Source organism: Shewanella sp. Iso12, from assembly GCF_012030025.1.
Classification (GTDB): Bacteria; Pseudomonadota; Gammaproteobacteria; order Enterobacterales; family Shewanellaceae; genus Shewanella; species Shewanella algae.
This window is the reverse complement of the sequence record NZ_JAAUHW010000013.1, coordinates 115,750-139,341: the sequence shown is the minus strand read 5'-3', so window position 1 is coordinate 139,341 and position 23,592 is coordinate 115,750. Positions and strand designations below refer to the sequence as shown.

The window sequence follows — 23,592 nt, the reverse complement described above, 5'->3', positions numbered from 1 at the left end:
TGTCTTAGTGACACTTAATCTAAAGCAACAGCTTGGAGTGGTCAAGCTTATTTCGAGTCAAAAGGACACTTATCTAAAAAGAAGAATTAAAATAATGGATAAGATAGTGGTAAACCAAAGAAGCTCGAATGGAGTTTCAAGCTTCCAGGTTGCGTACAAAGCGATAATCGGCAGCTTCAGGCAATACCCGGTAGAGCTGGGGTGGGCGACCGACTTCGACCCGGCCCTCTCCACAGGGGGCGAGCACGCCGGCCTGCTCGATTCGCCGCCGGAAAGATTTCTTCTGCAGTGGCTTGCCCAGGATGGCCTCATGCACTCGCTGCAACTCGGCCAGGGTAAACAATTCCGGCAGGGCAAAAGCCGCCACCAGGCTGTAAAGCGCCTTTTGGCGTAAGCGCTCCTGTGCCAAGGCTATGATATCGGCGTGATCAAAGGCCAAGTGTTCGGGCAGCGACTGCAAGCTGAACCAGCGGCTCTCTTCAGACCCTTCCATGACGGGTTCAAGATGAGGCATCAGTGCATAATAGCTGATGGTGACCGACCAGCCTCTGGGATCCCGGCGGCCATTGCCTATACTCTGTAACTGCTCCAGGTAGGGCGGCACTATCCCGGTCTTTTGCTTAAGTTTGCGCTTGGCCGAAGCATCGATATCCTCATCCTGCTGCAGATCGATAAAGCCTCCCGGCAATGCCCACATCCCTTTGCAGGGAAACCCGGAACGCTTGACCAAGAGCACACACAATTGCCCTTCTCGCACACAGAGCAGCACGCTGTCGACACTGGTCAACGGCAGCGGATAATCATGGATATTGTATTGCGCCAGATATTCGGCTTCAGTCGTCACTGTCATGGCGGGCTCACTTTGGTGTCTTTGGGGCACTATTTTGAGTCACTATTCAATGGGAGACAATAACAGCCGACAAGAAACCGCCCGGCACATCACAGTTCGTCGGTTTCATGCCAGTGGCGACAACGGTCCACCGCCTTCTGCCAACCGCGGTAATAAAGCTCCCGCCGTCCTTCATCCATGGCCGGCTCGAAGCAACGTTCAACATCGCTCCGGTGAGAAAGATCTTCCACCGAGTCCCAGAAACCACAGGCAAGACCGGCCAAAAATGCCGCTCCCATGGCGGTAGTTTCGGTCAAGGCCGGCCGCAGTACTTGAGTATCTGTGATATCGGCCTGAAACTGCATCAGGAAGTCGTTACTCACGGCGCCGCCATCCACCCTCAGCTGCTTGAGTGCAACAGCGCTGTCTTTACTCATGGCATCCAGCAGATCCCGGCTCTGATAGGCGATGGATTCCAGCGCCGCACGTATGATGTGGTTGCGGTTTACGCCGCGGGTCAATCCTTGCAAAGAGCCGCGGGCGTTGGCATCCCAATAAGGGGCTCCCAGCCCGACAAATGCCGGCACCAGATAAACCCCATTGGTATCTTCTACCTTGGAGGCAAAGTACTCTGTGTCCTGGGCATCACGAATAAGCCCCAATTCGTCCCTCAGCCACTGTATGGTCGCGCCGCCCATAAATACCGAGCCTTCCAGCGCGTATTGCACCTCCCCCTTGGGGCCTACAGCCACAGTTGTCAGCAACCCATGCTCTGAGCGCACCGCCTTGTCACCTGTGTTCATCAGCAAAAAGCAGCCTGTGCCATAGGTATTCTTGGCCATGCCGGGTTCGACGCACAGCTGGCCGAACAGCGCCGCCTGCTGATCCCCGGCCATACCGGCGATAAGAATTTCACTGCCCTCACCGGCAATCCGGGTTGTGCCATAAACAGCCATCGACGGCTTGACCTCGGGCAACAACGAAACAGGGATGTCCAGCGCCTGTAACAGGGTCTGATCCCAGCATTGTTTGTGGATGTTGTAGAGCATGGTGCGCGACGCATTGGTGGGGTCGGTCACATGCACCTTGCCCTCGGTCAGCTTCCATACCAGCCAGCTGTCGATAGTGCCAAAGAGCAACTCGCCTCTTTCGGCCCGCTCGCGGGCACCCTCGATATTATCCAGCAACCACTTAATCTTGGTGGCCGAAAAATAGGGATCCAGTAACAAGCCTGTATTGTCGCGGACATAATCCTCCAGCCCCTCGGCCTTGAGCTGCTCACAGATCTCCTTGCTGCGCCGACACTGCCAAACAATGGCGTTGGCAATCGGCTTACCTGTGAGCTTATCCCAGATGACAGTGGTTTCCCGCTGATTAGTAATGCCGATGGCCGCCACTTCGTCACTGTGGATCCCGGCGCGGGCGATAACCTCTATCAGTGTCGAACTCTGGGATGCCCAGATTTCCATGGGATCATGCTCGACCCAGCCGGGTTGCGGGTAGTGCTGACTGAACTCTCGCTGGGAGACGGCCACGATATTGGCCTGTTGATCGAAAATAATCGCCCGTGAGCTGGTAGTGCCCTGATCAAGGGCAATAATATATTTCTTTTGCACGTGAAAGCTTTCTTGGGTTGGCTGAATTAATTTTGCTGCCAAGGCTGATCGCCTCGGGGTAAGCCGATTTCCGCTTCGGGAATATCACACTCCTGCGCCGGGTAATACCAGACGGCGGCAATCTTATCGCCCCTCAAGCTATAAACGCCCATATTACATTGGCTGTGTTGCTCGCCATCCTGTTGCCAGCTGACCTTTTCCAGGGTGCTGACATAGTTACCCGAACTCAGCGAGCCAAGAATACTGGCCTTGGCCCCTGGCAAAGTTTGAAAATAGTCGGTCATAGCCGCACCCAATTCCGAATGCCCGGAAGCCTGCAGATCGACCTTGGCGATGCTGACATTAAACCAAGTCACGTCTTCCGTGGTTTGCGCCAACATCAGCTCAATCTTTTGCTCATTGAAACCTTGAATAAACATACTGACAGGATCTGACTCGGCCAAACTCGGCATTGAAATCAGAGAGATAGCACTGGCAAACAGGAATGGATATTTCATGGGCTTATTATTTTTTGTTGGCAATAGCATGAATATAAGCCCTGAGCTCGGCCACGCCAAGTATAAAACAGCCCTGAGCTCGCTCCCACCAGCGATTAAACAGCCTTGAGTGCAGCCGCGCCAAGTTTAACACCGCCTTGAGCCAGACTAGACCTGATATGAAAAAGCCCCGCTCGGCGGGGCTCTTGTCTCATTCCTTGGCCGGAATGGTATTACATCTTGTAGGTCACTTGCAGACCCGCCAACCAGACGTGGCCGCTGGCATCGCCCTGGAAGGCAACCTGAGCCAGGCCCATCAGATCCTGAGTCTCGTTGATAGGGGCATCACCGTGGGCGCGGATATAGGTCAAACCCAGATCCACTGTCAGGTTCTTGCTGGGTGCATAACCGGCACCCACACTGAACCAGAGACGGTCGGTATCTGGAATAGTGATAGTACGGTATTCATCGTCAACCGCTGTCTTATCCAAGGCCACACCGGCACGCAACAACCACTCGTTGTTCAGCTGGTAGCTGGTACCCAGAGCAAAGCGCCAGTTGTCTTTGAAGTTTTCTTCCTTCACCAGATCGGATTCCAGGCCGCCGATAGGCTTCTGCTCACCAGGGAAATAAGCCACCAGCTTGTTGAACACACTCCAGTCCGTCCAGTTGATGCTGGCGTGCATCGCCCAGTTGTCAGTCAACTGATGGTAAGAAGCCAGCTCGGCAAATGCCGGCAGCTCCAATGGCAGGTAGCCTTCAACCTCGGCTGTACCGCCGGTATAAAGGGCGCCACGGGCTTGGCCGTCCAGATCCAGCTCAACCCGGCTGTGATAGGCGATACCCAGGCGGTGATTAGCATTGATCTGCCAGCTGGCACCTAGCTGCCAACCATAACCAAAGTCATCACCTTCCAGATGCTTGAGCTCGGTGCCGGCGGCAGGCAGACGAGAAGTCACCTCTGCCGGCAAGCCAGGGATAGCACGAACACCTTCTATCCAGCCAGGAACCGAAGCACCGATCTCACCGTCACCATACACACCGCGCAGACCGGCACCCACAGTGAAGTGTTCATCAATGCGGTAAGCAATATTGGTGTTCAGCTCTACAGTAGTCACCGCTGTCTTGTTACCAAAAATGGAGGCTGCATGGGCTGCCGGCAGTTCGGTAGACAAACCATAGTTGGAGTTCAGTGCCAAACCCCAGGTCCAGCTGTCGTTGAGCTGGTTGGAGTAATAGAAGTTAGGCACTAAAGCGTTGTCAGCCACATCCAATGCATCGGCATTCATGGTCATGGCCTGAGGCAATAAAGGCGACGCCAACGAAACCTGACCCAAGGCGTCAACTTCCGGCATCACATAGATAGCACCGGCAGAGATCTGCCGACCTTCAAGATAGCTGAGCATGGCAGGGTTACGCCCCTGAGCCGCAGGGTTATCGGCCATGGCCGCTTCACCGGCGAAGGCACGTCCAAGTCCGGTCGCTGAAGATTCTGCCAGTTGGAAACCAGCTGCTTGAACCTGAGTCGTTGCTCCCACAAAGCTGGCCGCAATGGCGACAGCAATAAGTTGTTTCTTCATTGTTATTCTCTGTCTGTTTATTTAGCAATTTCTGAATAGAGTAATAACTCCATTTTGTTGCGGCGCAGTTTACTGACACAGAATATCTTTGCAAGCAGCAAGCAAAAAACAGGATAAACAACCGCAAAAATCAACAAAGAAAGACGCAAAAGTGACACAAGTCACTCTATAGGTGCTTAAAACAGAGAGGAAATGGCATTAATGTTTGCTGAAAAGAATTGAAATCCAAAAGGAAACAAAAACTATTAACTTGAAAAATAAGTATAAATTATTAAGTAACCATAAAAACACTTGTTCACTTAATTTAAGTCAGACAAACAGCATAAATCACTAAGCATTCAAAGTTGCAGTCTACCTCCCTATGAGCAAAACCTATAACCAAATGTTTTTAAAAAATAAATTACAGGCAACTACAGTCAACATGCTTGTTTTGAACACAAGAGAGCAGACCAGTTACCAAGCTACTGGTCTGCTCTTGTACAAGTGTACGCTGAAATAACAGACGGGATTAGGCGCGCCAGCCCGGCAGCACGACTTCATAATCGGCGATGGCCTGCTCATGGGACAGAGTCAGGCCGATGGCATCCAATCCATTGAGCAGCTTATGACGGGCAGATTCAGCCAGTTGAAATACAAAGCGTTTCCCGGATGGTGAAACGACCAGGCACTGCTGCAGGTCGACTTTGATTTCACTGCCTTCAGTCGCCGTTACCTCGTCAAACAACTGCTGCACTTCAGCGGCCTCAAGGATCACCGGCAATAACCCATTATTGATAGCGTTGCCGTAAAAGATATCGGCAAAGCTGGGCGCAATAATCACCCGCAAACCATAGTCGGCCAGGGCCCAAGGCGCGTGTTCACGGCTGGAGCCACAACCGAAGTTTTCCCGCGCCAGTAAAATAGAGGCTCGCTGATATCTGGGTTGGTTCATCACAAAGGCAGGATCCGGCTGCTCACCGGCATCGTCCAGATAGCGCCAGTCATGAAAGAGATGGACACCGAAGCCATCCTTGGTGACCTTGGACAGAAACTGTTTTGGGATGATCTGATCCGTATCCACATTGGCGCTATCCAATGGCACCGCAATTCCCTGATGAATAGTAAAAGCCTGCATTTTATTTCTCCTGGCCTGCGTGGCGGATATCGACAAAGTGCCCGGCAATGGCTGCGGCGGCTGCCATGGCAGGACTCACCAGATGGGTACGACTGCCGCGTCCCTGCCGCCCCTCAAAGTTGCGGTTACTGGTTGAGGCGCAGCGATCGCCGCTTTCCAGGCGATCATCATTCATCGCCAGGCACATGGAGCAACCCGGCAAACGCCATTCAAACCCGGCCTCGACAAACAGTTTATCCAAGCCTTCGGCTTCGGCCTGAGCCTTTACTTGTCCCGAACCCGGCACCACTATGGCGGTCACGCCGTCAGCCACCCGCCGGCCACGGATCTGCGCCGCGGCGCTGCGCAGATCTTCGATACGTGAATTGGTACATGAACCGATAAAGACCTTGTTGATGGCCACATCCGTCATCAGGGTGCCCGGCGTCAAACCTATGTAATTCAGCGCCTTTTCCATACTGCCGCGCACTGTGGCATCGGCCTCCTCGGCGGGGTTGGGCACAGGTTTATCTATGGCTACCACCTGGCCCGGATTAGTGCCCCAGGTCAGTTGCGGCGCGATTTCACTGCCTTCCAACTCCACATAGGCATCGAAGATGGCATCTTCATCGGACTTGAGCGCCTTCCAGGCTGTCAGGGCGGCATCCCAGTCGGCCCCCTTGGGCGCAAACTGACGTCCCTCAAGGTAGGCGAACGTGGTTTCATCCGGCGCGACCATGCCGGCCTTGGCACCCATCTCAATCGCCATGTTACACAGCGTCATACGCCCTTCCATCGACAGGGCGCGAATCGCGTCACCGCAAAACTCCACCACATAGCCGGTGCCGCCATCCATGCCTATCTTGCCGATAATCGCCAGCACCACATCCTTGGCGGTAATGCCCTCACCCAGTTGCCCCTTGACCTCGACTCTCATGGTCTTGGCCTTGAGTTGCCGCAGCGTTTGGGTGGCCAGCACATGCTCCACCTCTGAGGTACCAATACCAAAGGCCAGCGCGCCAAAGGCGCCGTGGGTAGCGGTATGGGAATCGCCACAGACAATAACCGTACCCGGCAGGGTAATGCCCAGCTCCGGCCCCATCACATGCACTATGCCCTGATTGGGGTGGTGAATGTCATACAGACGCACACCAAATTCACGGCAGTTTTGTGCCAGGGTTTCAACCTGAGTGCGCGCCATGGGGCTCAAGGCGTCCAGACTGGCACTCTTGGTCGAGGTATTGTGATCCATGGTGGCAAAGGTCTTATCCGGTGCCCGAAGTGTGCGCCCGGCCATCTTCAGACCACTGAAGGCCTGCGGTGAAGTCACCTCGTGCACCAGATGACGGTCGACGTAAATAATCGGCGCTTCTCCCGCCGGCGTCGCCACCAGGTGGGCATCCCACACCTTTTCATACAATGTCCTGCCCATTACACTCCCTCCCGAATCGCGTTGGCAATATAGTCACCCATCTCTGCCGTGGTCTTGGCATTATCCCGCTGCTCCAGCGCCAGTAACTCACAGGTAAAGAAGCCATCTGCCAGCGCCTTGCCAACGGCGCGCTCTATCGCTGCCGCCGCTTCTTCCTGCTGCAGGCTGTGGCGCAACATCAAGGCCGCCGACAAGATCTGCGCTACCGGGTTGGCAATCCCCTTGCCGGCAATATCCGGGGCACTGCCACCGGCCGGTTCATAGAGACCGAAACCACTGCTGTTGATGGAAGCCGATGACAACAGCCCCATGGAGCCGGTCAACATGGCGATTTCATCGGAAAGTATGTCGCCGAACAGGTTGGAACACAGCATCACATCAAAGTCCCAGGGACGACGCAGCAGTTGCATGGTGGCATTGTCGATATAGATATGTTCCAGTTCCACATCCGGATACTCGCTCGCGACCTGCTCGACCACTTCACGCCAAAGTACCGAGCAGGCCAGCACGTTGGCCTTGTCGACCGAAGTCACCTTGCCGCGGCGACCGCGAGCGGCCTCGAAGGCGATATGGGCGATACGGCGGATCTCGGCGCGGCTGTATCTCATGGTGTCAAATGCCTCTTCGCTCTCGCCCTCCCCCTGACGCCCCTTGGGTTTGCCAAAGTAGATACCGCCGGTCAGTTCACGCACGCACAGCACATCAAACCCTTTGGCCGAGATGTCGGCGCGCAGCGGCGACAGATGTTCCAGCCCCTGATGTAACTTGGCCGGTCTCAGGTTACTGAATAAGCCGAAATGGCCCCTCAGAGGCAACAGCGCGCCGCGCTCGGGCTGTTCATTGGGAGGCAGTTTTTCCCATTTGGGGCCGCCTACCGAGCCGAACAGAATCGCATCTGCCGCTTCACAGCCGGCCAGGGTCGATGCCGGCAACGGGCAGCCATGGTTATCTATCGCTATGCCGCCGACATCATATTCGGCGTACTCCATTGCCAGACCAAAGCGTTGCTCTACCGCTGTCAGCACCTTACGGGCCTGGGCCATGACTTCCGGGCCTATGCCGTCGCCGGCCAATACCGCTATCTGATAACTCATACGCCACCCAACTCCTTTCTCTGTTGTATTTTCTGTTTATGATCCGCCACCTGGTCGGCGCGCTGAATAAGGTTCATCACATGTACCAGGGCCGCGGCCGAAGCCTCGACCACATCGGTAGCCAAGCCGACACCGTGGAAATTGCGCCCCTGGTACTGAGCCGTGATATCCACCTGCCCCAGCGCATTCTGGCCTTCGCCTTTGGCGCTCAACTTATAGCTGCAGATATCCACGCTCTGGCCGCTGGCGCGGGCTATCGCCTTATAGGCGGCATCCACAGGACCATTACCGGTGGCGGCTTCGGTCACTACCTCACCGGCGGCTTCAATACGTACAGTGGCGGTGGCCATGCCCTCGGTAGAGTCGGATTGCACCACCAGCTGTTGCAACTGGAAGTGGTCGTCGGCCGCCGCCCGGCCCTCCATATACACCAAGGCTTCCAGGTCATAGTCGAACACCTGACCCTTCTTGTCGGCCAGTTTCAGGAAGGCGTCGTACAGTTGGTCCAATGAATAATCCTGCTCTGAATAACCCATCTGCTCCATTCGATGCTTGATCACATGGCGGCCGGAGCGTGAGGTCATATTCAGGTGATTGCGATTCAGGCCTATGCTCTCAGGTGTCATGATTTCATAGGTGTTTTGCGCCTTTAACATGCCGTCTTGATGGATACCGGATGAATGGGTAAAGGCATTGGCGCCCACTATCGCCTTGTTGGCCTGGATCGGCATATTGCATAACTGGCTCACCATGGAGGAGGTGCGGTGAATTTCCTGAGCCTTGATGCCAGTCTCCAGCCCCAGGATGTCTTTGCGGGTCGCCAGGATCATGGCAATCTCTTCCAGTGAGCAGTTACCGGCCCGTTCACCTATGCCGTTGATTGTACACTCAATCTGCCGGGCTCCCTGTTGCACCGCCATGATGGAGTTGGCGACCGACAACCCCAAATCGTCGTGGCAGTGCACAGAGATCACCGCCTGATCGATATTGGGCACCCGGTTGAACAGGGTTTGAATAATGCCGCCGAACTCGCTGGGAATGGTATAGCCCACTGTGTCCGGAATATTGATGGTGCGGGCACCGGCTTCGATGGCCGCCTCAACCATGCGACACAGATTATCTATCGGGGTCCGGCCGGCATCTTCGCAGGAAAACTCCACATCATCGGTAAAGCGCCTGGCATACTTCACCGCCCCTACCGCCATCTCCAGCACCTGGTCGAAGGAGCGTTTCAGTTTGCTCTGCACATGGATATTTGAAGTTGAGATAAAGGTATGAATGCGGAACTGATCCGCGACCGACAAGGCCTGGGCCGCAGCGTCGATATCTTTCTCCAGTGCCCGCGACAGGGCGCAGACCCGACTGTTTTTGATGGTACGTGCTATGGTCTGTACCGACTCAAAGTCGCCGGGAGAGGAAACCGGGAACCCCACCTCCATGATGTCGACCCCCAGGCGCTCGAGAGCCATGGCTATCTGCAGTTTTTCTTTCACTGTCAGGCTGGCAGCCAGCGCCTGCTCGCCGTCCCGTAAGGTGGTATCGAAAATAAACACTCTGTCAGACATCTGGATTCTCCATTCAGGGGTTTCGATTGATTTTTCCCGTGCCAGAAACAAAAAACCCCGCGGTTTCTGGCGCGGGGTTTTGAGTTCTGGCTTGCTAATCGACGTGCAAGTCTAGCTCCTCCGCGCAGGGACTGCGAGAGTAAGGAGGAGAGACAGTTGCATTTGTGGGTTCATTTAGCCGTTCTATACCAGATAAAAATTCGTTAAAAGTGGGTTTATATTCTTCCCACCGGGTTCAAGAAGTTCAATAATTAACTGCCTCCTTGCTCGCTGTCAAGCCTATATTTCTCAGCATCAGTTGAAAATTTCGGCTTAAAGTGCTGATTTGCACCATTCAAGCCTTGGTGATCCAAAGCTAAATAGATGAATAAAATCTTGCCGATAGCATCATTTTTTGTGCCAAAAATGATAAAAAATAGTTATTATCTCAACACGGTTTCGCCCGGCAAAACTCACCTTCACTCAGCGGAGAAAAAATGGATTTTCGCCTCTTGGCACTGAGCTTGCTCCTGTGGTCATTTTCTTGTGTGCTTTGGGCCGCGGAGCGGTTGGACACACTGGCCAACACCCTCTATCAATATCCTACGCTGGCGCTGACCCAAATCAACGAGCTTGAGCGTCAGGCCTCAGAGTTGAGCCAGGCTCAAGTGCTGAGATTACAGTTATTTAAATGTGAAGCACTCCTGCAATTAGGAGACAACGGCGCCGCCATCAATCTGGCCGAACTGGGAGAAGCCAGAGCCAAGCAGCTAAGGCTGGAACAGGCAGACAGTTATTTTCAAATTTGCCGCGCCGATGCCTATGCCAATTTCGACGATCTGAAACAATCACTGCTGTTACTCGACGGCGCCATTGAGCAGGCCAAACGCCACAACCAACCCCAGGCTCTGGTCAACGCCCTGAGACTCAAGGGCCAGCTGGAAAACGACCTTGGCAACTATGGCACCGCCATCGAAGATCTGCGTCTGGCGCTGGACATCTACCCGGATATCAGCAGTCAAAATCCGTCCTGGCTATGGCCACCTCTGGCCTATGTTTACGGCGACATGGCCAGCCTGATGTATTCCACCGGCGACCTGCGCCAAGCGGCCTACTATCTCAAGTTGGCACTGGACACAGATGAAGCCAAAGGCAAGGTTCGCCATGTGCTGTTATTGATGGCCGCCAGAGTCGCGCTGGCGCAGGAGGATATGGCTCAAGCCGACAGCCTGCTGAAACAGTCCAAAATACTGCTGCCCGAGATAGGCTCACCGCTGGAGCTTGCCAACAGTTACAGCCAGATAGCCGTGATAGAACTCGCCAGGGGCAGAACCGAGATTGCCGACGAGTTAGTGGGTATTGCCCTGCAGACCTATGAAAAACAAGGCAAAGTAAACAACTATATGCGTGCTACCCGGCTATTGGCCAGGGTACGTCTCGCCCAGCGCAACGACGATGAAGGCATAAGGCTGTTGATGCAGGCGGCGCAACAGGCCGAGCAGCTGCAACTGGCCGATGAAGTGGCCTATACCCAACAGCTTATCAGTGACTATTACGCCGAAAGAGCTGAGTTCAAACCGGCATACGAGGCGATGAAACTGGCGGCCCAGGCCGCAGCCGAGGCCCAAAAGCAGCTCAACAATACCCGCTTTATGCAATACAAGGCCAGGCTCAGCCAGCAGGAGCAGTTGCAGGTAGAAACCCAGCAGAACATTCGTCTTGCCAGTGCCGATCAGCGCTCCAAACTGAGCCAGGCCTACGGCACCATCTCTGTGCTGGCACTCGCCATCATAGGTGCGCTGATCTGGTTGGTCAGTCGCCGTAACCGCTGGCAACAACCGAGTACTGTGGCACTGGAAAAACTGCCCGCGGCCCAGCAGCTGGATGCCATGCTCAGCAGTGCCAAGAAGGGCAACTACCCCTTGAGCCTGTTGTTGCTGAGTACCAGCCATATACGTCAGGTGGATCTTTCCGCCCTGCAGCGGGCGCTGGAACAGAAACTCAGAGAGCAAGACAGACTGCTGCGCTACAGTATGGATGAGATGGTGATCCTGCTGCCCTATACCTCGGTCCAGGGCGCCTTGCAGGTCAGCGAGCAACTCAAGCCGATAGTGCAGAACTGGCAAGTGGCTCATGCCGTGCGCATTGGAGTGGCCTCGCTGCAGCAGCCCGATACCCTGGATAGCCTGGTGAAACGTGCCGGCGTCAACCAACTCAGTCAACAGAAAGCCGCCGAGCAACATCAGTCACCGGCGAGATAAGCCTCTATCTCGTCGAGGAACTGATCGCCAAAGCGGGCCAACTTGCGCTCACCAACACCATTGACCGCCAACATCTCGCCCTGGCTGGTAGGTAAAATCGCCGCCATTTCCGCCAGGGTTGCATCGTTGAATACCAGATAGGGGGGTACGTCCTGCTCTTCGGCTATGCTGCGCCTTAACTGCTTGAGGCGGGCAAACAGCTTGCGATCGTAGTTGAGTGGCGCCTTGCTGCTGACGTTGCGCCTGCGGGTAACATGCAAGTCAATTCTGGGTTCGGCCAACATCAGTGCAACTTCGCCCCTGAGCACAGGCCTGGCGGCCGGATTCAGGCGAATACTCGATCCGCGGGTAATATCCTGGCTCGCCAGCCCCAAATGGATAAGCTGTCTGGTCACACTGAGCCAGTGTTCATGGCTCTTGTCTTTGCCGACACCCCAGGTGGATAACTTGTCGTGCCCCCGGTCGACCACAGCGGCCGATTTGGAGCCTCTGAGCACCTCAATCAGCTGGTTCATGCCAAACTTCTGCCCCAAGCGATATATGCAGGACAACACCTTCTGTGCATCCTCGGTGCCGTTGTAGCGTTTCGGCGGGTCCAGGCAGATGTCACAGTTGCCGCAGGGCTCCAGCGCGGGCTCATCGAAGTAGTGCAGCAACACCTGGCGGCGGCAGGTCTGAGCCTCGGCAAAGGCCGCCATGGTATTGAGTTTATGCAGTTCCACCTGTTGCTGCGGCCCGGGTTCACCCTGCTCAATCAGGTGGCGCACCCGGCCGATATCGGCGGGCTCGAACAACATAAAGGCTTCGGCCTCGAGACCATCTCGCCCAGCGCGGCCGGTTTCCTGATAGTAGGCCTCTATGCTCTTGGGCAGATCGTAATGCACCACAAAGCGCACGTTGGACTTGTTGATCCCCATGCCAAAGGCGACCGTGGCCACCACTATATCCAACTGTTCCTTGAGAAATCTGTCCTGGACACTGGCGCGCTCGTCGCTGCTCATACCGGCATGATAGCCTTCGGCGGCATAGCCCTGTAACCGCAGCCTTTCGGCCACTTCATCGACCCGGCGGCGGCTGGAGCAATAAACAATCCCGGCAGCGCCGTTCTGCGCGGCGATAAACTGGCGCAATTGATTGGCGGCGTTAAGCTTTTCCGCCACTGTGTAGCGAATATTCGGCCTATCAAAGCTGGAAAGAAGCACATAGGGGGCGATATTGAGCCGCTGGCAGATATCATCCCGGGTCGCCTTGTCGGCGGTGGCGGTCAGCGCCATCACAGGCACGCCGGGAAACAGCTGTTTCAGGCGGCCAAGCTGGGCATATTCGGGGCGAAAATCATGGCCCCACTGGCTGATACAGTGCGCCTCATCCACGGCAAACATCGACAGCGGCAGGGATTGCAGCCGCTCAATAAACTCATGCTGCAGCAAGCGCTCCGGCGAGACATACAGCAGGCGGATCTCCCCCTGATGCAACTGGCGCAGCACCTTGAGGCTCTGCTCCCTGGGCAAGGATGAGTTGAGATAAGCAGCATTGACCCCGGTCTGCAGCAGGCTGTCGACCTGATCTTTCATCAGGGAGATCAGCGGCGAAACCACCAGGGTCAGCCCTGGCATCAACAATGCGGGCAGTTGGTAACACAGACTCTTGCCGCCGCCGGTGGGCATGATCACCATGCAGTCTTCCCCGGCCATCACACGTTCAATCACCTGGCGCTGCCCTTCACGGAAAGTGCGGTAGCCAAATACCTGCTGCAAGGCTTGCTGCATAGGGTCTTGGGGATGATTTAGGCTCTCGGGAGCGATACTCAGCGGCTGATCCATGACTGTCTGTGTCCAAAGAAGAGGCCGCTATTCTAAATGAAGCCAACACCAGAGTGCCAGCCAAGAGGGGATTTTTCCGCCCGGACTAGGCAAACGGCCATATTAGCGTTAGATTGATTGCTCTAAAAAACAACAACAGCAGGAAGCCCTATGAGCCAGGACATTCAAGCCGAGGTACTCGCCAAGGTAGCAGAAGTATTTGATAAACATGTGCCTTTTCACAATCTTCTCGGCCTTGGGATCCGCCGATACGACGCCTCTGGTGTCGAAGTGGAGATCAAAATGAAGCCGGAGCTAATCGGCAACATACATCAAAAAATACTCCATGGCGGGGTTACCGCAACCGTGCTGGATGTGGTTGGCGGCCTAACGGCATTCTCCGGCTTAGTTATCAGTCGCGACAACTGGACAGTGGAGCAGCTGCAACAGCGACTGCAAACCCTGAGCACCATAGATCTCAGGATCGACTATCTGCGCCCCGGCTGGGGAGAAGTCTTCAGCGGCACAGGAACAGTGATCCGTGCCGGCAACAGGGTCTCTGTCTGTCGAATGGAGCTGCATAATGAAAAAGGCAGCCATATCGCTTTTGGTACAGGGACTTACATGGTCGGCTGAGTAGCTGTTTAAAACTCAAACACTGAATCTGTTGTCGATAACTTGAGCCGAGGGGCTTTGCCCCCTACAATCGCCCTTCTCTCCTTTTCGTCATTGTGTAGTACCTATGCCTGAAACCGAATACCGCAAGGGGGTCATTCTCGCCCTTTGCGCCTATATTTTTTGGGGCTTTGCGCCGCTGTACTTCAAGTTGTTGCATCATGTCTCGGCCCCCGAGATCCTGCTGCACCGCATCATCTGGTCCTTCGTCTTTATGGGGATCCTGATGCAGTTTATCGGTGGTTTCGGACAGCTCAGGCTGTTGCTCAAGCGCCCGAAACAGTTGGCGGTACTACTGCTGACTTCGATTCTTATCGCCGGCAACTGGCTGCTGTTTATCTGGGCGGTCAACAATGATCATATGCTGGATGCCAGTCTGGGCTACTTTATCAACCCGCTGTTCAATGTGTTGCTCGGCATGCTGTTTCTGGGGGAGCGGCTCGGGAGACTACAATGGGTGGCGGTAACGCTTGCCGCCGCCGGGGTGGTGATCCAGCTGGTTTCTTTCGGCTCGATTCCGCTGGTATCCCTGGGGCTCGCAGCCTCCTTCGGTTTCTACGCCCTGCTGCGCAAGAAGGTCAATGTCGACGCCAAGACTGGCCTTTTGGTCGAAACTGCGGTGTTAATGCCGGCAGCACTGGGCTTTTTACTGCTGGGCACTGGTGAAGCCGGCGCCAATATGCTCAGCAACAGTTGGGATCTCAACCTGCTGCTGATGGCCGCCGGTATCATCACCACCATCCCCTTGCTGTGCTTTGCCGGTGCAGCAGTGCGGATCCCGCTGATCATGCTGGGCTTCTTCCAGTACATAGGCCCAAGCATCATGTTTATCATGGCAGTGACCCTGTTCGATGAACCCTTCGATATCGAAAAGAGTATTACCTTCGGCTTTATTTGGGCCGCCTTGGTGGTGTTTACTTTGGATATGCTGCGAAAACGCTCTCGCAGGTAACAAATACAACCGGCCCGGATGGGGTTTCCGGGCCGGTTAAGCAATATTCAACATTTATCCCGGCAGGTTCTGCCCCAGCCCCTCAAGCAAACTCTCCGCCTCGGGCATACTCAGCAGCAGGCTGTAACCAAGGTCGGTCGGCAGTAACAAGACGCTATCTTTTTCCGTCAGAACCACAAACGCTTTGCTGCCATCGTTGAGCCGATACCACCCCAGGGTGTAACCGGGCAGACCTATGCCCTGGGTACGCATGCCAAGCCTGGGGCCGCTGGCATCGCCGAGATTAATCACTTTCGCCTCTGAGATACGCAGATGCTCTGGAGCCAGGCTCTGGCCGTAGAATGGCACCTCGACCACCAGGCTCTGAGCCGTCAATTCCACCTTGGATGCCTGCGCCTGCCAAAATACCCATACAGATCCCGCCAGTGTTACCAACAGCAAACCCGAGGCGGCGCTCTTGGCCGTTGCCGGCATCTTCCGAATGCGGATCAGCAGCAAGATGGCCGCCAACATCAGTATCAAGGCGATAAAACTGCCACTGGCGACGCCGGTCAATGGCGCCAACTCGTAACTTCCACTGTTCATCTCTTGCTCCTTAATGGATAGGCATAAGTGGGCTTAGCTTAGGAGTTAAAGACATAATATGTCAACAAATGGAATATACCTGCTTACAAAAAGCCCCGCTGAGCGGGGCCGGTTTTTACAGGTCAAGCGCCAAAATTTTGGAGCGACGCTGGTAGTTATAGAGCTGCTTCTTCTTATTCGGTAAGGCATCTACCTCCACCAGCTCAAAGCCGTGTTCCAGGAACCAGTGAATGCTGCGGGTCGTCAGCGCAAACAGCCTGGAATAACCACGCACCTTGGCCTGGCCTATGATGTTCTGCAACAGCAGGCTACCGCGATCGGCGTCGCGATAGTCAGGATGCACCACCAGACAGGCAAACTCGCCGGCGTTGTCCTCTTCAAAGGGATAGAGCGCCGCGCAGCCTATCACCAGGCCATCACGCTCAATCAGCATAAACTGCTCTATTTCTATCTCCAGTTGCTCGCGGGAGCGACGCACCAGGATCCCCTGCTCTTCCAGCGGGCGGATCAGGTTGAGTATGCCGCCAATATCGGCAATGGATGCGCGCCGCAAGCGCTCGGCACTCTCTGTGACTATCTGGGTACCTATGCCCTCACGGGAGAAGAGTTCCTGCAACAGGGCACCATCTTCCAGATAGCTGACCAGATGGCAGCGGGGCACGCCACTGCGACAGGCATCAATACTGGCCTTGAGAAACGCCATGGTGCCGACACAGCCTTCACCCTGGCCGGCCAGTTTATCGAGAATTTTTTGAGCATCGTTGGGCATCAGCTCGGCAATCACATCACCGTTGCGATCCAAAATACCATTCTGGGAGCTGAAGCCTATCATCTTGTCGGCCTTGAGCTTGATAGCCACCTGAGTCGCCACTTCTTCGGCGGTGAGGTTAAAGCTCTCGCCGGTGACTGAAGCCGCTATCGGCCCCATCAGGATGATACAGTTGTTTTCCATCTGCCGTTTGAGTCCCTGAACATCGATACGGCGCACCTTGCCTGAGAGGCAATAATCAATACCATTGTCGACCCCCAAAGGCTGGGCGATGACAAAGTTACCACTGACCACGTTGATCTGTGCGCCCTGCATCGGCGTGTTCGACAGGCTCATGGACAACCTGGCAGTAATATCAAACTGCAAAGAACCGGCTACCTGCTTAATGACCTTGAGAGTGGCTTCATCGGTGATCCGCACGCCTTGATGGTAGGCAGGCTCAATCTGATTGTTAGCCAAGGCTTCGTCTATCTGTGGCCGGGCGCCATAGACCAATACCACCTTGATCCCCAGGCTATGCAGCAGAGCAACATCATTGATGATGGAGCGAAACTTAGGCTGAGCCAACGCCTCGCCCCCCAACATCACAACAAATGTCTTGCCCCTGTGAGCATTGACATAGGGAGCAGAATGACGAAAACCATCAACCAATTCTGTGGTACGCACCTTGGGATTTACCTCACACTCGTTAAAGCCGACATAAAATGAGTGCCACCCCCGTGGCACGGACAACATAATAATGCATTTAAATTCACTTAAAAAGAATTTATTTGCACAAATGATTATTTTAAATCTCTAACTATTCACATGAAGGGTAAGTCATATCCAGCATCTTCCCCCCTGAGACTCAAACCGAGTAAATATTCGCCGCTGCGGTTCAAGTGATTGCATAGAAAGGTATAGCAGGGATCTGTTTAGAAAGTATGAATCCACCTGAACCGCAGAAGGCCAGCAGCCGAATTCTTGCAGAGTAACTCAGGACTAAAGTGGATTGAAGGTGATAGAGGCTACTTGGTGACAAAGGAGATAAGCTTAAGGGCAACGAGAGCCAAACCGGCTCGACTACAGCCGCGGCGGCCAAATTCAAATCAAAAAAAAGCCCCTGCGAGAGGGGCTTTCCAAGAATTCAAATACCAAGTGAATTACTTGATTTTGGCTTCTTTGTAGATAACGTGCTGACGAACTACGGGATCAAACTTTTTGATCTCCATTTTCTCAGGCATGTTACGCTTGTTCTTGTCGGTAGTGTAGAAGTGACCAGTCTTGGCGCTTGAAACCAGCTTGATCTTCTCACGATTGCCTTTAGCTTTAGCCATTTTCTATTACACCTTCTCGCCACGGGCACGAAGTTCAGCAACAACGACTTCGATACCTTTCTTGTCGATAATGCGCATACCCTTGGTAGAAACGCGCAATTGTACGAAACGCTTTTCGTCTTCTAACCAGAAACGGTGGTTCTGCAGGTTAGGTAAAAAACGACGACGAGTTGCGTTTTTTGCGTGCGAACGGTTGTTACCAACCATTGGTCGCTTGCCAGTAACTTGGCATACTCTTGACATGTCAATCTTCTCCAAAAAACAATTTTAACGCTCGAGCATTAATGTGCCTCGTATGGCCGTCGCCCGAGGCACAAAGAGGGCGCATGTTATACAGGATAACTGAGGAAAGATCAAGCGATGGATCAATCCATCCATCCGCGTTCTGCGAAGGAAACTATCTCGCAATCCCCTACAACCATATGATCCAGAAGTGAAACATCTATGGTTGCGAGCGCACATTTCAACCGCTCAGTAATTCGCCTGTCAGCCTGGCTGGGCTCAGCCACGCCGGACGGGTGATTATGGCAAACTATGACCGCCGCGGCCTGTTTTTCCAGCACCAGCCTAACCACCTCTCGTGGGTAGACAGATGCAGAGTCCAGGGTGCCATGGAATAATTCCACGAATTGGATCACTCGGTGCTGGCTGTCCAGCAACAAAATCGCAAACACCTCGGTGGCACGGTCCGCTAATTGTCTCATTAAATAGTCGCGAGTCAAATCAGGATTTGTCAAAACCGTCCCTCTTTGCAGCTTTTCCCGGGAAATTCGCCTCGAAAGTTCAGCAGCCGCCTGCAATTGGGTATATTTTACCGGTCCCATTCCCGGAATTCGGGCAACCTGATTCAGTGGTGCCACCAAGAGTTGCCGCAGTGAACCGAATGCCGCGAGCAAATCTCTGGCCAATTCGACCGCACTCTGCCCCGCCAGGCCGTTACGCAGCAATACTGCCAGTAACTCGGCATCACTCAGGCCCTTGGCTCCCTGCTGCAACAACTTTTCCCTCGGTCCCTCGCCCGTTGGCCAGTCTCTGATCCCCATCCTTGGCTCCCATCCCTGTGCCCTATACTTTGTTTCAATTATGGTCGAGATTTTTGAAGCTGCATCCTGCCAAGTCGGGGGAGCTTTGTGATATCTTAGCCGCCAATTACCATCAGTTGATTGTCTCTATGAGCCTGAAGCATAAAAAAATCCTCTTGGGGATTGGCGGTGGCATTGCCGCCTACAAGAGTGCCGATCTGGTGCGGCGCCTGCAGGACAGAGGTGCCGAAGTCAGGGTCGTCATGAGCCAGAGCGCCATGGAATTCATTACCCCGCTGACCTTGCAGGCGTTATCCGGCCATCCTGTGGCCTCAGATCTGCTGGATCCTGCGGCCGAGGCTGCCATGGGACATATCGAATTGGCCCGCTGGGCCGATCTGGTTATCATTGCCCCCGCAACCGCCAACCTGTTGGCTCGCATTCGTGCCGGTATGGCCGATGAACTGATCACCACCACCTGCCTGGCAACGGCGGCTAAGGTGGTGCTCTGCCCGGCGATGAACCAACAGATGTACCAAAACGTAGCAACTCAGGACAACCTCAAGGTGCTGGCCGAGCGCGGCTATGGTATCTGGGGCCCGGATAGCGGCAGCCAAGCCTGTGGTGAAGTCGGCCCGGGGCGTATGCTGGAACCCAATGATATCGCCAAGCGAGCCGCCGCTTGCTTTGAGCCACAGCTGTTGGCAGGCCAAAAGCTGCTGCTGACTGCCGGACCGACCCGCGAAGCGATAGATCCTGTGCGTTATATCTCCAACCACAGCTCAGGCAAGATGGGGTTTGCACTGGCCACTGCGGCGGCGCAGATGGGTGCCGAAGTGACTCTGGTTAGCGGCCCGGTTAATTTAGCTACCCCGGCAGGGGTAACCCGAGTCGATGTGCAATCGGCCAAAGAGATGCTCGATGCCGTGATGCAACGAGTGGAACAGCAAGATATTTTTATTGGCTGCGCTGCAGTGGCAGACTATCGTGTCGCCGATGTCGCCGAAGCCAAGATAAAAAAATCTTCCGAAACCATGGCGTTGGCACTGGTGCGTAACCCGGATATTCTGGCCACGGTCGCCAGCCATCCTATCCGGCCCTTTACCGTGGGTTTTGCGGCAGAAACCCATGAGGTGGAGACCTATGCGCGTGACAAGCTCAAGCGCAAGAAACTCGATATGATTGCCGCCAACGATGTGTCTGTTCCGGATCAGGGTTTCAACGCCGACCGGAATGCCCTGAAAGTATTTTCTGCAACAGGTTGTGATGAACTGCCGGCCACCGACAAGTTGAGCCTGGCCAAACAGTTGCTGATCCTGATAGCGAAGCATAAAAACAACTCATGAAAACACCCATAGAACTGAAAATTCTCGACTCGCGTATTGGCAGTGAATTTCCGCTGCCAAGCTATGCGACCCCAGGCAGTGCCGGCATGGATCTACGCGCCATGCTGGACACCAGCATCACCATAGCCCCGGGTGAAACTGTATTGATCCCGACCGGAATTGCGGTTCATGTGGCCGACCCTTCTCTGGCGGCGGTGATCCTGCCCCGCTCGGGTCTGGGCCACAAAAACGGCATAGTACTCGGCAACCTGGTCGGCCTGATCGACTCTGACTATCAGGGCCCGCTGATGGTTTCCTGCTGGAACCGCAGCCAGACACCTTTCACCCTGGAGATAGGTGACCGCTTGGCCCAATTGGTGTTTGTGCCCGTCGTTCAAGCCCAGTTCAAACTGGTGGATGAATTTGACACCTCGGACAGAGGCGAAGGTGGCTTCGGCCATTCAGGCACTCAATAATTCCTGCCACTGACAGAGCGAAACATGGCTGTAAAAGAAAAAATCAATCGTCGTGAACACATACTCCAATCCCTTGCCAGAATGCTGGAAACCAATCCGGGGCAAAGGATTACCACCGCCAAGCTGGCCTCGGAAGTTGGCGTGTCGGAAGCGGCGCTCTATCGCCACTTTCCCAGCAAGGCGCGGATGTTTGAAGGCCTGATTGAGTTTATTGAAGACTCTCTGCTGTCACGCATCAACCTCATCATGGATGAGGAGAAAGACACCATGAAACGCTGCCAACAGGCACTGCAGCTGTTATTGGTGTTTGCCGAGCGCAACCCAGGGATCTCCCGGGTACTGAGCGGTGATGCCCTGCTGGGCGAAAATGAGCGTCTCAGAGAAAGGATCAACCTGTTGTTTGCCAAGTTGGAAACCCATCTGAAGCAGATCCTGCGGGAAAAATCCCTGCGAGAAGGGCAAAAATTCGCCCTAGATGAAGCCATTCTGGCAAACCTGCTGTTGGCCGTGGCCGAAGGCCGTATTGCCCAGTTTGTTCGCAGTGAATTCAAGCTCAAGCCAACGGCTCACTTCGAGGAGCAGTGGCAGTTTATTCAAAGCCAGTTATTACAGAGCTGAGCCCCCTGTTTTCGGGATCAAGGACGGTAAAAACCGTCCTTTTTTTATGGATTTAGCCTTGTCCAAACCCAAGCATTTCATTAACATCAAACAAACATAAACCGCCAATAATAAATACAAGGATGTCAAATGAAGTTCCAACCTTTGTTGGCTAGCACGTTACTGCTGGCACCCACTCTCGCTTTGGCCCAGAGCAATCAAGCACCCACGCCGGCAGAAATTTTCAGCCAGGGTGCGCAATACACCAATGTCAAAATCTCCCCCTCAGGTGACTATCTCAGCGTGATCATGAATCACGAAGGAAAAGATAAGCTACTGATCCTCAATACTGAAGATCTCAGTGCCAAGCACATTGTTTATTTCCCGGGCAATGCCCAAGTGGGCAGTTATTCCTGGGTCAACGATGAACGTGTCGTGGTCGCCAAGGAATACCTCAAGGGCTGGGATGATCGCCCGCTCTACTATGGTGAGTTGATGGCGGTGAATGCCGATGGCTCCAAGGCCGCCTATCTGTTCGGTTACAATTCGGGCCAGCAGCAAACCGGTTCCCACCTGAAGAAAAACACCGCTATCCAGGCCACGGCCTATGTACTCGATCCCCTGCCGGATGATGACCGCTACATGTTGGTCAACGCCATCCCCTGGAACGGCGGTCGCAGCCTGGATTATGAACAGTTGCAGGATGTCTATCAGGTTGATGTCTACCGCGGCACCCGCAAGAAAATCACCCGCTCTCCCATAGGTATGGCCAGCTTCATGACAGATGATGACGGTGAAGTGCGCTTTGTTGCCGGTCAGGACAGAAGCAACAACACCCGGATTTTCTACCGTAACGACGGCGAATGGATTGACACAGACAAGCTGAACATAGGTCTGAAGGACTTTACCCCTATCTCCTTTACCGAAGATCCCAACAGTGTCTATGCCTCCGCCTCCCTGGCCGGTGAGCCCAAGGCCGTATATCGGGTCAACCTGAAAACCGGTGAAAAACAGCAGATAGTCAGTGATGCCAGAGTCGAGCCGGACAACTTCTGGATCAACGGCCAGAACAAACAGCTCTACGCGGTGGAATTTGCCAACGGTTACCCAACCTACGCCTTTGTTGACTCTGAAGATCAGCATGCCGTGTATCTGAAGCAACTGTTGGCCAGCCTGCCGGGGCAACAGGTGCGCATCGTCAGCGAGACCCGTAACGCCGACAAGATGATTATTCTGGCCTTCAACGACCGCAACCCGGGTGACTACTATCTGTTTGACACCAAAGCGGTCAAACTCAGACACCTGCTGCGCACCATGGGAAGCATAGATCCGGCCAAAATGGCCGAAGTGAAACCCATGGACATCAAGGTGCGTGACGGTATGACAATTCAGGCCTACCTGACCTTGCCACCCGGCAAAGATCCCAAGCAGTTGCCTCTGGTGGTCAACCCGCACGGCGGCCCACACTATGTCAGGGATAGCTGGGGCTTTGATCCTCAAAACCAGATGCTGGCCAATCAGGGCATAGCCGTACTGCAGGTTAACTTCCGCGGTTCGGGTGGTTACGGCGAAGCCTTCCAGCAAGCGGGCTACCGCAAGTGGGGCAGTGAAATTCAGTACGACATCATAGACGCCACCCGCCATTTGATAGACCAAGGCATAGTGGACAAGAAGCGCATCTGTATCGTCGGCGGCAGCTTTGGCGGCTACAGCGCGCTGCAAAGCTCGGTCATGGAGCCGGATCTGTTCAAGTGTGCCATCGGCTTTGCCGGGGTGTACGACCTGGAAATGATGTTTAAAGAAGGTGACGTGCAAGAACGTGACTCGGGTACCAGCTACCTGCGAACTGTGCTTGGTCAGGATCAGGCCGTGCTGCGTGCCATGTCGCCCACTCGCAACGTCGACAAGCTCAAGGCCAATCTGCTGCTTGTGCACGGTGGCAATGATGAGCGCGCTCCGATAGAGCAGTTTGAAGCCCTGGAAGATGCGCTCAAGAAGCGTAACTACCCCTACCAGAAAATCATCATGGATGATGAGGGCCACGGTTTCTACGATGAAAGCCACAGAGCCATCTATTATCAGAAAATGCTAAACTTCCTGAAGCAGAATCTGGGCGTTTAAGTTTAACAGCCGTAAACCAAGCCGCTC

General features: G+C 54.4%; 21 protein-coding genes. 7 read left to right on the top strand and 14 right to left on the bottom strand.

Annotation, left to right across the window (positions count from 1 at the left end; all coding sequences use genetic code 11):
* Positions 1 to 136: 136 nt before the first annotated feature.
* The 8 genes from HCX89_RS18830 to leuA form a co-directional block, all read right to left on the bottom strand.
* Positions 137 to 850, bottom strand: a complete 714-nt coding sequence (locus HCX89_RS18830; protein ID WP_071237730.1) for an NUDIX domain-containing protein — start codon at positions 848 to 850, stop codon at positions 137 to 139.
* A gap of 89 nt (positions 851 to 939) precedes the next feature.
* Entirely contained in the window at positions 940 to 2,445 is a 1,506-nt protein-coding gene (gene glpK / locus HCX89_RS18825; protein WP_167717024.1) for a glycerol kinase GlpK, read from the bottom strand.
* 26 nt (positions 2,446 to 2,471) lie between these two features.
* Complete coding sequence (locus tag HCX89_RS18820) at positions 2,472 to 2,942, bottom strand: nuclear transport factor 2 family protein (RefSeq protein ID WP_167717022.1); 471 nt, start codon at positions 2,940 to 2,942, stop codon at positions 2,472 to 2,474.
* 212 nt (positions 2,943 to 3,154) lie between these two features.
* On the bottom strand, positions 3,155 to 4,501 hold the full coding sequence (locus tag HCX89_RS18815) for an outer membrane protein transport protein (protein WP_044733538.1): 1,347 nt from the start codon (positions 4,499 to 4,501) through the stop codon (positions 3,155 to 3,157).
* 508 nt (positions 4,502 to 5,009) lie between these two features.
* Positions 5,010 to 5,615 carry a 3-isopropylmalate dehydratase small subunit gene (leuD, locus tag HCX89_RS18810; protein WP_167717020.1) on the bottom strand — a complete coding sequence of 202 codons (606 nt, stop codon included), beginning with the start codon at positions 5,613 to 5,615 and terminating at the stop codon, positions 5,010 to 5,012.
* Position 5,616: 1 nt separating this feature from the next.
* Positions 5,617 to 7,026: a 3-isopropylmalate dehydratase large subunit gene (leuC, locus tag HCX89_RS18805; RefSeq protein ID WP_167717018.1), complete on the bottom strand. Its 1,410-nt coding sequence runs from the start codon at positions 7,024 to 7,026 to the stop codon at positions 5,617 to 5,619.
* Entirely contained in the window at positions 7,026 to 8,120 is a 1,095-nt protein-coding gene (gene leuB / locus HCX89_RS18800) for a 3-isopropylmalate dehydrogenase (protein WP_167717016.1), read from the bottom strand. The genes leuC and leuB overlap by 1 nt, the downstream gene beginning before the upstream one ends.
* The gene (gene leuA, locus HCX89_RS18795; RefSeq protein ID WP_025888145.1) at positions 8,117 to 9,685 is read right to left on the bottom strand and encodes a 2-isopropylmalate synthase; all 1,569 of its coding nucleotides are present in this window, start codon (positions 9,683 to 9,685) and stop codon (positions 8,117 to 8,119) included. Before leuA ends, leuB begins: the two co-directional genes overlap by 4 nt.
* 476 nt (positions 9,686 to 10,161) lie before the next feature.
* On the opposite strand from leuA, the gene HCX89_RS18790 reads away from it, so the two are divergent.
* Positions 10,162 to 11,925 (top strand): diguanylate cyclase, encoded by a 1,764-nt coding sequence (locus tag HCX89_RS18790; protein WP_101058291.1) that lies wholly within the window; start codon positions 10,162 to 10,164, stop codon positions 11,923 to 11,925.
* Here the strand turns inward: HCX89_RS18790 and recQ are convergent.
* Positions 11,907 to 13,748 carry a DNA helicase RecQ gene (gene recQ, locus HCX89_RS18785; RefSeq protein WP_096142784.1) on the bottom strand — a complete coding sequence of 614 codons (1,842 nt, stop codon included), beginning with the start codon at positions 13,746 to 13,748 and terminating at the stop codon, positions 11,907 to 11,909. The genes HCX89_RS18790 and recQ overlap by 19 nt on opposite strands.
* 150 nt (positions 13,749 to 13,898) lie before the next feature.
* On the opposite strand from recQ, the gene HCX89_RS18780 reads away from it, so the two are divergent.
* Both HCX89_RS18780 and rarD read left to right on the top strand, forming a co-directional pair.
* Positions 13,899 to 14,363 (top strand): thioesterase family protein, encoded by a 465-nt coding sequence (locus HCX89_RS18780; protein WP_025888143.1) that lies wholly within the window; start codon positions 13,899 to 13,901, stop codon positions 14,361 to 14,363.
* Between the two features lie 106 nt (positions 14,364 to 14,469).
* On the top strand, positions 14,470 to 15,354 hold the full coding sequence (gene rarD, locus HCX89_RS18775) for an EamA family transporter RarD (RefSeq protein ID WP_025888142.1): 885 nt from the start codon (positions 14,470 to 14,472) through the stop codon (positions 15,352 to 15,354).
* Between the two features lie 54 nt (positions 15,355 to 15,408).
* Here the strand turns inward: rarD and HCX89_RS18770 are convergent, their stop codons facing one another.
* The 5 genes from HCX89_RS18770 to radC all read right to left on the bottom strand — a co-directional run bounded on the left by HCX89_RS18770 (position 15,409) and on the right by radC (position 19,067).
* Positions 15,409 to 15,939: a PH domain-containing protein gene (locus HCX89_RS18770; protein ID WP_044733530.1), complete on the bottom strand. Its 531-nt coding sequence runs from the start codon at positions 15,937 to 15,939 to the stop codon at positions 15,409 to 15,411.
* A gap of 115 nt (positions 15,940 to 16,054) precedes the next feature.
* Positions 16,055 to 17,374, bottom strand: coding sequence for an amino-acid N-acetyltransferase (argA, locus tag HCX89_RS18765; RefSeq protein WP_028781111.1), 1,320 nt, complete (start codon positions 17,372 to 17,374; stop codon positions 16,055 to 16,057).
* A 476-nt stretch (positions 17,375 to 17,850) separates the two neighbouring features.
* Positions 17,851 to 18,024, bottom strand: a complete 174-nt coding sequence (rpmG, locus tag HCX89_RS18760; protein ID WP_025010872.1) for a 50S ribosomal protein L33 — start codon at positions 18,022 to 18,024, stop codon at positions 17,851 to 17,853.
* 6 nt (positions 18,025 to 18,030) lie between these two features.
* Positions 18,031 to 18,267: a 50S ribosomal protein L28 gene (gene rpmB / locus HCX89_RS18755; RefSeq protein ID WP_028769274.1), complete on the bottom strand. Its 237-nt coding sequence runs from the start codon at positions 18,265 to 18,267 to the stop codon at positions 18,031 to 18,033.
* A 122-nt stretch (positions 18,268 to 18,389) separates the two neighbouring features.
* Positions 18,390 to 19,067 (bottom strand): DNA repair protein RadC, encoded by a 678-nt coding sequence (gene radC / locus HCX89_RS18750; protein ID WP_025010870.1) that lies wholly within the window; start codon positions 19,065 to 19,067, stop codon positions 18,390 to 18,392.
* Positions 19,068 to 19,195: 128 nt separating this feature from the next.
* Between radC and coaBC the strand changes: the two genes are divergently transcribed.
* From coaBC to HCX89_RS18730, 4 genes are all read left to right on the top strand, one after another.
* A complete protein-coding gene (gene coaBC / locus HCX89_RS18745) occupies positions 19,196 to 20,392 on the top strand; it encodes a bifunctional phosphopantothenoylcysteine decarboxylase/phosphopantothenate--cysteine ligase CoaBC (protein ID WP_167717043.1) in 1,197 nt (398 codons plus the stop codon).
* Positions 20,389 to 20,847, top strand: a complete 459-nt coding sequence (gene dut / locus HCX89_RS18740) for a dUTP diphosphatase (protein WP_025888140.1) — start codon at positions 20,389 to 20,391, stop codon at positions 20,845 to 20,847. Before coaBC ends, dut begins: the two co-directional genes overlap by 4 nt.
* A gap of 24 nt (positions 20,848 to 20,871) precedes the next feature.
* Entirely contained in the window at positions 20,872 to 21,465 is a 594-nt protein-coding gene (gene slmA / locus HCX89_RS18735) for a nucleoid occlusion factor SlmA (protein ID WP_025010868.1), read from the top strand.
* A gap of 129 nt (positions 21,466 to 21,594) precedes the next feature.
* Complete coding sequence (locus HCX89_RS18730; protein ID WP_167717015.1) at positions 21,595 to 23,565, top strand: S9 family peptidase; 1,971 nt, start codon at positions 21,595 to 21,597, stop codon at positions 23,563 to 23,565.
* Positions 23,566 to 23,592 lie beyond the last annotated feature (27 nt).

Coding starts and splice junctions, on each gene's coding strand:
- HCX89_RS18830 (WP_071237730.1), bottom strand. CDS start 850: ATGACAGTGACGACTGAAGCCGAATATCTGGCGCAATACAATATCCAT.
- HCX89_RS18820 (WP_167717022.1), bottom strand. CDS start 2,942: ATGAAATATCCATTCCTGTTTGCCAGTGCTATCTCTCTGATTTCAATG.
- HCX89_RS18815 (WP_044733538.1), bottom strand. CDS start 4,501: ATGAAGAAACAACTTATTGCTGTCGCCATTGCGGCCAGCTTTGTGGGA.
- leuD (WP_167717020.1), bottom strand. CDS start 5,615: ATGCAGGCTTTTACTATTCATCAGGGAATTGCGGTGCCATTGGATAGC.
- leuC (WP_167717018.1), bottom strand. CDS start 7,026: ATGGGCAGGACATTGTATGAAAAGGTGTGGGATGCCCACCTGGTGGCG.
- leuB (WP_167717016.1), bottom strand. CDS start 8,120: ATGAGTTATCAGATAGCGGTATTGGCCGGCGACGGCATAGGCCCGGAA.
- leuA (WP_025888145.1), bottom strand. CDS start 9,685: ATGTCTGACAGAGTGTTTATTTTCGATACCACCTTACGGGACGGCGAG.
- HCX89_RS18790 (WP_101058291.1), top strand. CDS start 10,162: ATGGATTTTCGCCTCTTGGCACTGAGCTTGCTCCTGTGGTCATTTTCT.
- recQ (WP_096142784.1), bottom strand. CDS start 13,748: ATGGATCAGCCGCTGAGTATCGCTCCCGAGAGCCTAAATCATCCCCAA.
- HCX89_RS18780 (WP_025888143.1), top strand. CDS start 13,899: ATGAGCCAGGACATTCAAGCCGAGGTACTCGCCAAGGTAGCAGAAGTA.
- rarD (WP_025888142.1), top strand. CDS start 14,470: ATGCCTGAAACCGAATACCGCAAGGGGGTCATTCTCGCCCTTTGCGCC.
- HCX89_RS18770 (WP_044733530.1), bottom strand. CDS start 15,939: ATGAACAGTGGAAGTTACGAGTTGGCGCCATTGACCGGCGTCGCCAGT.
- rpmG (WP_025010872.1), bottom strand. CDS start 18,024: ATGGCTAAAGCTAAAGGCAATCGTGAGAAGATCAAGCTGGTTTCAAGC.
- rpmB (WP_028769274.1), bottom strand. CDS start 18,267: ATGTCAAGAGTATGCCAAGTTACTGGCAAGCGACCAATGGTTGGTAAC.
- radC (WP_025010870.1), bottom strand. CDS start 19,067: ATGGGGATCAGAGACTGGCCAACGGGCGAGGGACCGAGGGAAAAGTTG.
- coaBC (WP_167717043.1), top strand. CDS start 19,196: ATGAGCCTGAAGCATAAAAAAATCCTCTTGGGGATTGGCGGTGGCATT.
- dut (WP_025888140.1), top strand. CDS start 20,389: ATGAAAACACCCATAGAACTGAAAATTCTCGACTCGCGTATTGGCAGT.
- slmA (WP_025010868.1), top strand. CDS start 20,872: ATGGCTGTAAAAGAAAAAATCAATCGTCGTGAACACATACTCCAATCC.
- HCX89_RS18730 (WP_167717015.1), top strand. CDS start 21,595: ATGAAGTTCCAACCTTTGTTGGCTAGCACGTTACTGCTGGCACCCACT.